The organism is Paenibacillus sanfengchensis (assembly GCF_036864765.1).
In the GTDB taxonomy this organism is placed as follows: domain Bacteria; phylum Bacillota; class Bacilli; order Paenibacillales; family Paenibacillaceae; genus Fontibacillus; species Fontibacillus sanfengchensis.
This window is the reverse complement of the sequence record NZ_JBAGJC010000001.1, coordinates 623,804-635,804: the sequence shown is the minus strand read 5'-3', so window position 1 is coordinate 635,804 and position 12,001 is coordinate 623,804. Positions and strand designations below refer to the sequence as shown.

Here is a 12,001-nt window from a genome sequence, read left to right as displayed (position 1 = left end):
GGGGAAGTAAAACTATGCAATATCAACTTAATGCAAGGAAACGGTCCAAGCTGAAGCATATTGTTCGTAATCCTTTTCTCTATGCTATGGCCGTGCCGGGGCTGCTGTTCTTTCTCGTGTTCAGTTATTTTCCCATATACGGGATTATAATTGCCTTCAAGGACTATAATTTTGCCAAAGGAATTACGGGAAGCGAATGGGTCGGATTAAAAAACTTCAACTATTTTTTTACTTCGGATGACTTCTGGGTGATACTGCGCAACACGCTGATGCTGAACATGCTGTTCATTTTGTTTACTACGGCGGCTGCTGTATTAATCGCGCTAATGTTCAATGAAATTCGCAATAAGTATTTCAAACGAATTTCGCAGTCTTTTATTTTTCTTCCTTATTTTATGTCCTGGATTGTGGTAGGAATGATTGTCCAATCCTTGTTCGGCGGGGAAGAGCCGATGATCAATACTTGGCTGCAAAATTTCGGCTTGGAACCGGTCAACTGGATGTTTGAGTCGAAGCTGTGGCCTTTCATACTGACGGTTATCCGCGTGTGGCAAGGAGCCGGTTATCTTTCGATTATTTTTCTGGCCGCGATTACCGGCATATCGGAGGATTTGTACGAGGCTGCCCGGATAGACGGGGCATCTAAGCTGCAGATTGTGTTGCGCATTACGCTGCCGCTGCTCGTTCCAACTGTTATGATCATGACTTTGCTGGCCGTAGGCAAGATTTTCAACGGGGACTTTGCCATGATCTATGCCATCATTGGAGACAATTCCTTGCTGTATCCGACTACCGATGTCATCGACACCTTTGTATTCCGCTCCATGAGACAGTTGCACGACTTCGGCATGTCTTCGGCGGTTGGCCTGTTCCAGTCGGTTATGGGTCTGATCTTCGTCATTGCCGCCAACTGGGTAACCCGACGGGTGTCTAAAGAATCCGCTTTATTCTAGGAGGTAACGATGAGACAGAAACAGAGTGCTGCGGATCAAACTTTTACAGTATTTGCCTATACGTTCATTTTATTGTTCACCTTATTTTGTCTGTTTCCTTTTCTGCTGATGATTATCGGATCGTTTACGGACGAGGGGGAACTGATTGCGCACGGGTATACTTTATTTCCGCAAAAATTATCACTGGACGCTTATAAAGCGGTTTTGCAATCGGATGTGCTGCTGAACGGCTACGCGGTCACAATTTTTATCACCGCGGTAGGCGCATTAAGCGCCTTGTGCATTTCCGCAATGCTTGGCTATTCTCTGGCCAACAAGCGGAATGTCCTGCAAACGCCTTTTCTGATTTTTTGCTATTTGCCTATGCTTTTTTCCGGAGGCATCATTCCGTTTTATATTGTGGTCAGTCAGTGGCTGCATTTGCAGAATACCGTTTGGGTGCTAATTTTAACATTATTATGCCAGCCGTTCCTCGTCTTTTTGCTTGTCAGTTTCTTCCGTACAATTCCCGAGGAATTGGAGGAAGCCGCAAGAATTGATGGAGCAAATGAGATGAGAATTTTCTTTCAAATTATGATACCGATCTCGAAGCCGATTCTGGCTTCCGTCGGTCTCTTTTATGCCCTGAACTACTGGAATGACTGGTTTATGGGATTGATGTTCGTGGATAATGAGAAGCTGTTCCCGCTGCAATTGATTCTGCGCCGGATGGTATCCAATATGGAGGCCGCCAGAAATCTCATTCCCGCCTCGGCGGCCATTGCCGTGACGCCACCAACCTATGGCGTGCGGATGGCGACAACCGTACTGACAATCGGCCCGATTGTCTTGCTGTATCCCTTGCTTCAGAAGTATTTTGTCAAAGGTCTAACGGTAGGAGCTGTGAAAGGGTAATCGAGGATTTCCGGCATTAACCGGATCAGCCCGGTTAATCATAGATACTTTTTTTCTTCATTATATAAAGGGAGGTTAAAGAAATGAGATTGAAAAAATGGTTTGGCGCGGTGACGACCACAGTATTGGCTTTGTCATTGATGCTGGCGGGCTGCGGAGGCAAAACGGAGACTGGCGGCAATAAAGGAAATTCTCCAACGAATACGGAAAGCGCTACATCCGCACCGAAGGAAACGGTGACGCTGAAGGCTTATTTTCCGGGGGATAAGCCGGCGGGCTTTGACGATGTGCTGCAGGCGGTCAACGACAAATTGAAAGCGGACAACGTCGGAGCGGCTTTGAATATCAATTTCTTGCCGTGGTCCGATTACGGGAATGCGGTATCTGTGAAGATGTCTGCCGGGGAAGACTTCGATATGTATTTGGATGCCCCATGGTTGTCCATGAATCAGATGATCGCCAGCAATTCTTTGCTGGAACTGGATGCCATGGTGGCCGAGCGTCCGGAGCTCAAAGCGTCCATTCCTGATGAAATGTGGGATTATAACAAATTCGACGGCAAAATTATGGGCATTCCGCTCGGAACCACCCAAGGCCCGGTATACGGCCTGCTTATCCGCAAAGATTTGCGCGAGAAATACGGGCTTCCCGAGTTGAAAACACTCGAAGATCTGGAGAAATTTTTGTATACGGTCAAGGAAAACGAGAAGGATGTCAGACCCTTCGTCATTAATGGCATCAAAGCCGATAAACTTCCGTTTATCCTGAGTGAATCCGCTAATCTGGCGCTCGATGAAGTGCTGGAAATCGGCGTCAGCATGTTCGCCTATTCAACCAAGGACAAGAAAGTTGTCGGTCAATGGGCAAGCCCGATGATTGCCGATGGTTATGAACGCGTCACTAAATACTATAAGGATGGCATAATTTCCAAAAATATCGCGCAGGAGCAAAATGCCGAAACACTGTTCAAACAGGGCAAATATGCCGCAACCTATTATGCGGCTGACGGTGTGGAGGGATTGAAATATTCGGATATGCTGAAGGACGGCAGCGACAAGCTTGAGGTTTTCGTTCCAAACGGTGATAAGGCTAAGCCGTATACCGCTTTCCAGCAATGGAACTTCCTTTGCATTCCGGCTTCATCCAAGCACAGCGATTTGGCTCTGGACGTAGTCAATTGGTTGTCCATTAAGGAAAACCACGATTTGATGGAATACGGCATTCAAGGCAAGGATTGGGAGCCTGTCGGCGATACGAGCTATAAGGTGCTGTCCAACTATTCGTTCCCGGGCTTTGTGTTGACCTGGCGGCCAACGCTGAACCGCACGCCGGATACGATGATGCCGGATGACAAGAAGTGGTTCGACTTCTCCGCCGACCCGGCTAATTTCACGCTTAGTCCGACGGCAGGCTTCAGCTTTAACGCTGAAAAGGTGAAGACGGAGTATGCCAAAATTACGCCGCTTCACGATTCGCTCTTCCTGCCGCTTAGTCAAGGCTTGCTGCCTGCGGATGAAGGCAAGGCGATGCTGGAGGAAAAAATGGCGAGCCTCGGCGGACAAAAAGTGATCGATGAAATTCAAGCGCAAATCAACGCCGTTACATCCGGTAAATAACAATCATTGAAAGACGGAAAGAGGTATCTCACATGAACGTAAAACGCTGCGCGCAAAATCCTGTTATACGTGTCGGGGACGTTGCACCCTCCCGCCCCAACTTTCGAGTGCTTGGAGCGTTTAATGCAGGCGTTGCGCAAGTACGGGATGAAATTATTCTGTTGCTGCGCGTTTCGGAAGCGCCGGTATCGGACCGGGGGGACGAAGTGCTCGTCCCCCGGCTTAACGAAGCGGGCACCGATGTACTTATAGAGCGCTATGACAAGGCCGATCCGAGCTATGATTTCTCCGACTCGCGCTTCGTAGCAAGGGACGGACGAACAGTCATGCTCACATCCTTATCCCATCTGCGGGTGGCACGAAGTAAGGATGGCGTTCATTTCGACATCGAGCCGGAGCCGGCCTTGTTTCCGGAACACGCTCTGGAAGCGTGGGGTATTGAAGATCCGCGCGTGACCAAAATCGGGGACATGTATTATATCACTTACAGCTCCGCCTCCGCTCGCGGCGTTGGGGTTGGTCTGGCGGAGACCCGGGATTTTCGAACATTCAAGCGTCACGGGCTTATGCTCGCTCCCGAAAATAAGGATGTCATGATATTCCCGGAGAAAATTAACGGCAAATACTTCGCTTTGCACCGTCCGGTGCCGAAGTCGTTCGGTTCCCCCGAGATGTGGATTGCCGAATCGCCCGATCTCGTACATTGGGGGAATCATCGCTTCTTGATGGGGTTAAGCGAACAAGGCTGGGATTCGGCTCGAATGGGCGGCGGCGCGGTTCCTATTCGAACCGATCGGGGCTGGCTTGCACTGTACCACGGCGCGGACAGCAAGCATCGCTATTGTATGGGCGCGGTGCTGCTCGACTTGAAAAATCCGGCCAAGGTGATAGCAAGATCTCGTGTACCCGTATTGGAGCCGGAAACCGCCTATGAGGTGAATGGATTTTTCGGCGGGGTCGTGTTTTCGTGCGGAGCCATTTTACTAGATCAAACGATCCGCATGTATTACGGTGCCGCGGACGAAGTGATGGCTGTCGTGGACATCCCCTTGGAGGATATATATAGTACTTTTTTTTGAAGGATTGAGGGCAGTATTTGCTGCCTTCTTCAATCTACTAATGTGAAAGCGCTATCAAAAAAACTTTTTGAGCTTAATAAAGGAGGAACATGAGAATGGCTAACCCAAGGCAAAGGTTTGTAAAAAGGTGGATTTGTCTTGTTATTGTTTGTTCAATGATGTCTTCCCTATTTTTATACTCGCCCGTATCGGCGAGCACTCCCGAGGAGACGAATGCTTCTCAAGAGATCGCTGATATGAAAATGATGAAAAAGCGTATGGTTGATTTTTACATCTCCAAAGATATCATAAATGACGGAACGAACGGTCGGGTCGAGTGGACCTTCAAATCACAGGCAGGCACTTATTTATCCCATCAAAAATCGGATGGAAGCTGGGGGGATGTCGATTACACGAGTACAACTTCCGCCGCTAATGGGAGAGGTTGGTCGCCCTACCTTGCATTAGACCGGATGCAGTCGATGGCGCAGGCGTTTGCCGACCCGAATGATCCAAATTATCATAGTGAAACGCTGTTAGCCGGTATTCAAAAGGCGCTGGATTATTGGTTCATGGTAAAGCCGACTTCAACCAACTGGTGGGAGACCGGAATCGGCAAACAGCTAAGGCTGGAAAAAATTGCGCTTCTATGCGAAGGCTATTTAACTGCAACTCAAGTCTCCAATATTATCGGCACGTTAGACAGCAGCCCGCACACGGTCGATGGAGCCAATTCGTCCTGGTACAATCAAAATTATATGTACCGGGGCTTATTGCTGGAGGATCCCCAGATCGTTCGGAACGCCGTGAACGCGTTTAACGTACTGTCCAATGTGACGACAACCGTGACGGGAATCCAGTCGGACATGTCTTTTTTCATGCATGGCAAAACGAATTATACGACGGGCTATGGAAGAAGCTTTGCCAGAGATATGTCATTCTGGGCCTACATTACCTCGGGCACCATGTTTTCGTACAGCGAGGCGGCGATTGATTCGTTATCGTCCTACTTGTTGGACGGCACCCGGTATCTCGTGAAAGGCGATGTTGCCGATCTGGGCATGGGGATGAACGGACCTGATTGGCCGGGTTATTCGAGTGCGGCTTTGACCTTCTATGAAGATCCGATGCAATGGATGCAGACGGCCAATCCGAAGCGGGCTGCGGAGTTTACCAGTTTCCTTGACAATATTCGCAGGATCGGCACGAACACGAGCAACGGACTTAATGCCAACAATATGACGCAATGGCAGACGCTTGTCTCCTCCCATATGCGGACCGACTACGGAATTACGGTCAAGATGTCCTCCAGCACGGTTAAAGGCGGCGAATGGAGAACGATTCATCCCAGCGGATATAACCTGTTGTACTGGACGCCGCAAGGAGCCACTGCCATTCAGAGAACCGGCGACGAATACAGACCCGTTTACCCGTTGATGGACTGGGCCCATGTTCCCGGTACGACGGCCCCGTACGCCCTCACGAAAGACGGGAATTTCAACAATCCCAAAACGTTTGTAGGCGGAGTGACAAACGAGCGTTACGGAGCCACCGCATTTGATTTTAACAAGTTGAGTACAAGCGGAAAGAAAGGCTACTTCTTCTTCGATGATGAAATGGTGGCGCTTGGCGCAGGAATCGCTTCGACGAATGCCGCGCCGATCCACACGACATTGAACCAAAGTCAGGCGGTAGGCGAAGTTCTCGTAGACGGCAATCCGTTAGCAGACGGAACGATGCAAACGGGCGGACGCTGGGCCTATAACGATCATATCGGCTATATATTCCCGAATCCGACGGATTTTCAAGTAAAACGGGAGACGAAAACCGGAAAATGGAGCGACGTCATCTCGGGAAGTTCGACGGAGGCGATGACCAAGCCGATTTTTTCGATTTGGCTCGATCATGGCGTAAAACCCACAAACGCTTCCTACCAATACATTGTATTGCCGAACACAACCTCTGAAGGGGTCAGCAGTTACGCGAACGACAACCCGATAAGTATTCTTTCGAATACACCGTCCGTCCAGGCTGTCCGACATAATTCTCTGAGAATTGCGGAATTGCTGTTTTATCAACCCGGGACGGTGACGGTGAGGGACGGTTTGACGGTCACCGTCGATAAACCCGCCATGGTTATCGTTGACGAATCCGCAGCACCTGTCCGTATTTCAGTCGCCAATCCCGAAACACCGGGGATTACCGTGAACGTGGCGCTGGATCGAAACGGAGAAACATCCACGACAAGCTTTAGACTCGGCAAGGATACGTTCACAGGCCGAAGCATGACTTTGAATGAGGGAGAATCCATTGACGACAGCGGATTCGATCTCGCTTACAGTAAAGGCGCGATCGCTTCATCCAGCAAAGACAACCAATTTGCCTCGAATGCCACGGATCTTTACAGAACTTCGTATTGGAGCTCAAGCGATTCGGATCATGAATGGATATATGTTGATTTGCAAAATCAATTTTTGATTAATAAAGTTAGGCTAAATTGGGAGAAAGCATTCGGGAAGAGTTATAAAATTCAAGTGTCGAACGATGCCGTCACCTGGAATGATGTTTACTCAACGACGACGGGCGAAGGAGGAATCGAAGACATCTCTTTCAGTCCGGTCAGTGCCAGGTATGTTCGTATGCAAGGGATTGAGCAGGGTACCGGAAACGGCTACTCGCTTCATGAATTCAACGTGTATGAAGCAGTACCGCCCAATCTTGCGGAAGGCAAGCCGGTAGCGGCAAGCTCGTCCAGAGCCGCGAACGTGGGGCCTGATTATGCAGTTGATGGCTCACTTAGCACCCGTTGGGGATCCAACTATTCCGATCCGCAGTGGATCTATGTCGATCTCGGCACTAGCCAATCCCTCCAGGAGGTCCATCTACATTGGGAAGACGCGTATGGAAAGGCATACCAAATCCAGGTTTCCGACGACGCGACGAATTGGACTACAGTTTACAGCACCACAACCGGAGACGGCGGAGTCGACAGAATCTCCTTCGAACCCGTGAAAGCAAGATACGTTCAGATGTATGGCACGAAAAGAGGGACCACCTACGGCTACTCACTCTGGGAATTTAAAGTGTATTCGGCTCTTGCTACCGCACCGGACGCACCTGCCGATGTGCATGCCGTCGGTCATGACGGGTCCGCCGAGGTAAGCTTTGCCGCACCGATCCATAACGGCGGAAGCGAAATTACAGGCTATAAGGTCACCGCGTGGGCAAACGGAGAAGCTGTTGCGACGGCGGAAGGTTCGAACAGCCCCATCACCGTCACCGGTCTGACGAACGGTACGGCGTATACCTTTACGGTGATCGCAAGGAACGCCAAATGGGAATCGGCCTCGTCCGCGCCGTCGAACGAAGTGATCCCATCGCCGGATGAAGCATCTGTTCCGGCTTCGCCTGCGAATTTGACGGCGGCGCCCGGCGACCGATCCGTAACCTTAAGATGGGACGCTTCGGCGGAAAGCGTCACCTATTCCGTGTACCAATATGAAGGCATGGCGGCGCCGGCCGATCCGGGCAACTGGCAGTTGGCTCAAGCCAGCGTAACGGAAGCCACGTATACGGTAACCGGATTGACGAACGGAACGAGCTATGCGTTCGCGGTGAAAGCCGTAGATGCGAGAGGCGAGAGTGACTTCTCCACTGCCGTGACGGCGACGCCGAATTCGACCTTGTCGCAGGTTCCGGCAGCGCCGGTTCATCTTGCCGCCTTGGCGGACGACCGGAAAGTTTCGCTGAGTTGGGATGCCGTGGCTGGTGCGGATCGCTATGTCGTTTACAAGTATGCAGGGTCAGCGGCTCCGGTGGATCCGGCCGATTGGGTGCAAGTGCAGGCGAACGTCACGGACACCGCATACACCGTAACCGGCCTGACGAACGGCACCCGATACGCGTTCTCAGTGAAAGCCGTGGGAACGGGGGGCGAGAGCAAGTTCTCCAATGCCGTAACGGCAACACCTAAGGCACCGCAACCGGAGACGCCGAAGGATCCGCAATCGGAGAGGCCGGGGAGCGGCACAAGTGGTGGCAATGATACATCCGTTATTAAATCGACCAACGGCACCATCCTTATTCCGAGCGGACGGGCCGGCGAGGTCAGCCTCGATAACGAAGTTATTCTTACGATAGGCGCGGGGGCGGCGGTTCAAGAGCTGCGCATCGAGATCGAGAAGCTGCTCAGTACGGCAAACCACGTATTCGATAAGGAAACGCTTGTCAGCAACGTCTTTGAATTGACCAAAAATACAACCGGTAACTTCAAGAAGCCGATCGTCATCTCGATGAAGTTCGATCCGTCTCTCATAGGTGACAATCAAAGAGTCGCTATCTTCTACTATGACGAAGCAAAGAAACTATGGATTGAAATAGGCGGCATCGTGAACGGCGATCGAATTACGGCCGAGGTGGATCACTTCACCAAGTTTGCGGTCATGGCTGTAGGCGAGAAAAAGGACGAAAGCGGCGAACCGAACGCGCCCGCGCCATCGTTCACAGACATCGCGGAACATTGGGCGAAGAACGCCATCCTGAGCTCGGCGGGCATGAAGCTTGTCAGCGGCTATCCGGATGGAACGTTCAAGCCAAATGCCGCCATTACCCGCGCCGAATTTACGGTCATGCTGGCCAATGCGCTTAAGCTGGAAGGAGCAGGTTCAGCGACTGCGTTTACGGACGAGGCCAAAATCGGCGGATGGGCGAAGCAAGCGATCGCGCATGCGGTTGAAGCAGGCATTGTGAGCGGGTACGCGGACGGCAGCATCCGGCCGAATGCGCGTATTTCCCGCGCGGAAATGGCGTCGATGATCGCTAGAGCGCTTAAACTGTCCGATGAAGCAGGCGCAACGACCGGCTTCGCGGACGATAAGGACATCCCGAAGTGGGCGAAAGGCGCGATTGAGGCGGTTCGTAAGCTGGGCATCGTGAATGGCCGCGGCGACAATAAGTTCGTTCCGAACGGTACTGCGACCCGGGCGGAAGCGGTGACCCTATTGGTGCGGATATTGGAGCTTGGTACAGAACAATAAAACATAGAAATTATGCTTGGAATTGTCTTTGTATGCGGTCTTCCACGGACGACTGCGGGCGGGTATGCGTGTCTGCGCAGAACCCGCTTTTTTGTGTTTTCATGTTGGGCCTGCCGTTTCGGAGCATGGGTTTCTTTAAGCGGAACCGCAGTGCCTTTGTGCCAGAGGAGAACCTCTCCAGCCAGGCTTCTCTCACCTTGACCGACGTTTCCTCATTGCTCGCCAGCCTTTCTGAACCGCCAGAACAGGCTAATAAAATCCCCTTTAATTCTCGGAAGCGTCAGTCCGGCGTACATCAGCTCGTCGCCTCCGTATACCTTCCCGGTTTCGTGATGGCAATACAAGAAATCCGGATTCAATCCTTTGCATTTCAGAATAGGCACCCTTTCACCCGGCTGGCTCAGCACTCGGAAAAAAGCAAGTACGGCTTCGTTTTGGTCATCAGAAACAAAGGACCAGGCCGCTTCGTTGCCCTCGAACGGACTTAAAATCCGATAAAATTCTCCGAATTGGATAAGGTGGCGAATTTCTTTATACAGCGCAATTTGGGACTTGACCATGATCTTTTCCTGCGGCGACATCTTGGTAAGGTCGAGCTCGTAGCCAAAGTTTCCCGACATCGCGACATGTCCCCGGGTGTCAAGAGGAGTAATCCGGTTGACTTGATGATTCGGCACACCCGAAACATGAGCGCCCATGGATACGGCTGGATAGACCATACTGTTACCGTATTGGATTTTTAGCCGGCTGATCGCGTCCGTATTGTCGCTTGCCCACGTTTGCGGCATGTAATAGAGCATGCCGGGATCATAGCGCCCTCCTCCGCTGGAACAGCTCTCGAACAGTACATTCGGAAAGGCGGAAGTGAGCTCATCCAATACCCTGTATAGACCGAGAATATACCGGTGACCCGTCTCGCGCTGGCGCTCCGCCGGAAGCAGGGCAGAGCCGATCTCTGTCAGATGGCGGTTCATGTCCCATTTCACATACGTAATTGGCGCGGAAGACAGAATATCGGATAGCGCTCCAACAATATAGTCGCATACATCCCGCCGCGACAGATCGAGAACAAGCTGATTCCGCCCCACCGTACGGGGACGATCCGCCACATGAAGACACCAGTCGGGATGACGCCGGTAGAGTTCGCTGTCCGGTGAGACCATCTCCGGTTCGAACCACAGACCGAACTGCATACCCATTCCGGTTATACGCCGGGCCAGATTGTCCAGCCCCTCCGGAAGCTTGCGGCGGTCAACGGTCCAGTCGCCCAGGGAACTTAAATCATTGTCCCTCTTGCCGAACCAGCCGTCGTCCAGAACGAAGAGCTCTATACCAAGTTCTTTCCCTTCGCGGGCGATCGCTTCGATCTTGTCGGCGTTAAAGTCAAAGTAGGTGGCCTCCCAGTTGTTGATTAGGATCGGCCGTTCCACGTCACGAAATTTGCCGCGACTGAGCCGCGTGCGGTACAGCCTATTAAAGATGCGGGACATCCCGCCCAAGCCTTGTGCAGAGTATACCATGATGGTCTCGGGCGTTTGAAAGCTTTCGCCGGGAGACAGCTGCCAGGAGAAGCCAAACGGATTGATGCCGATCGACACCCGAGTCGTCCGGTATTGCTGAACTTCGGCCTGAGCAATGAAGTTTCCGCTGTAAACGAGATTGAGCGCATATACCTCGCCATTGTCTTCATCAGTCCCGGGACGAAGAAGGGCCAGAAACGGATTCTGCTGGGGACTGCTGGCACCTCGCCGGCTTTCCGCGCTCTGGATGCCGGGCATAAGGGGCCGCCGCGCGATATTTCGTTCATTGGTATGCGCCCCGTAGAAGGTCAACATGTCATACTCGTCATCTCTGAAATCGATGCTGGCGCTTAGCGCGCGAAGAAGGACCAGATTATCGGAGCCGGTATGGTCGAAACGAACCGACCGCGCGATGGCATCGTATTCATTAAAGACAGTATAAATCAAGGTAGCTCGCAGACCTGTCAGCGCATCTTCAAGCACAAGCTCCAGTGTATCGGCTTCGTTCTCCCGCTCGATGTAAGTGGCAGGAAGACCTGGAAGCATTGGCTTGCCAGAGTATATCCGATGAGTCTGGTAACGGAAATCACAGATTTCAGATCCGTTAGATTGGCCCACCTGATAGGCGGGTATGCCGAAATCGCCGTTCCCATAGCCCGGATACTCCTGCGGAAGGTTATCTAAAGAGAACTTTCTGTCGGCAGGGTCGGGATTCGGAGAAAAGCCCCGATCGATAAAATCAAGAGGTATAGAATCCCGATAGACGGCGATTCGTCGCCCCCAGTATAAATGCCCCAGGTAGCCGTCGCGAACAATCTGAAAGCAGTAACTGGAACCGGGGGTATGAAGGTGAAACACCTGGCGTTTCTCGTCGTAATGAATACCCATAAGTGAAATTATGCTCCTTTTAGTGTTATAATTTAG

At 51.6% G+C, this 12,001-nt stretch carries 6 protein-coding genes; 5 read left to right on the top strand and 1 reads right to left on the bottom strand.

Annotated features, from left to right (window positions below; translation table 11 throughout):
* Positions 1 to 14 precede the first annotated feature (14 nt).
* From V4U84_RS02890 to V4U84_RS02870, 5 genes are all read left to right on the top strand, one after another.
* Positions 15 to 953, top strand: a complete 939-nt coding sequence (locus V4U84_RS02890; RefSeq protein ID WP_334073258.1) for an ABC transporter permease — start codon at positions 15 to 17, stop codon at positions 951 to 953.
* A 9-nt stretch (positions 954 to 962) separates the two neighbouring features.
* On the top strand, positions 963 to 1,847 hold the full coding sequence (locus tag V4U84_RS02885; protein WP_334073257.1) for a carbohydrate ABC transporter permease: 885 nt from the start codon (positions 963 to 965) through the stop codon (positions 1,845 to 1,847).
* Between the two features lie 83 nt (positions 1,848 to 1,930).
* Positions 1,931 to 3,463 (top strand): extracellular solute-binding protein, encoded by a 1,533-nt coding sequence (locus V4U84_RS02880; protein ID WP_334073256.1) that lies wholly within the window; start codon positions 1,931 to 1,933, stop codon positions 3,461 to 3,463.
* Positions 3,464 to 3,495: 32 nt separating this feature from the next.
* Positions 3,496 to 4,542, top strand: coding sequence for a glycoside hydrolase family 130 protein (locus V4U84_RS02875; RefSeq protein ID WP_334073255.1), 1,047 nt, complete (start codon positions 3,496 to 3,498; stop codon positions 4,540 to 4,542).
* A gap of 236 nt (positions 4,543 to 4,778) precedes the next feature.
* A complete protein-coding gene (locus tag V4U84_RS02870; protein WP_334076755.1) occupies positions 4,779 to 9,557 on the top strand; it encodes a polysaccharide lyase family 8 super-sandwich domain-containing protein in 4,779 nt (1,592 codons plus the stop codon).
* Positions 9,558 to 9,769: 212 nt separating this feature from the next.
* On the opposite strand, the gene V4U84_RS02865 is transcribed toward V4U84_RS02870, so the two are convergent.
* Complete coding sequence (locus V4U84_RS02865) at positions 9,770 to 11,965, bottom strand: alpha-galactosidase (RefSeq protein ID WP_334076754.1); 2,196 nt, start codon at positions 11,963 to 11,965, stop codon at positions 9,770 to 9,772.
* Between the last annotated feature and the right edge of the window lie 36 nt (positions 11,966 to 12,001).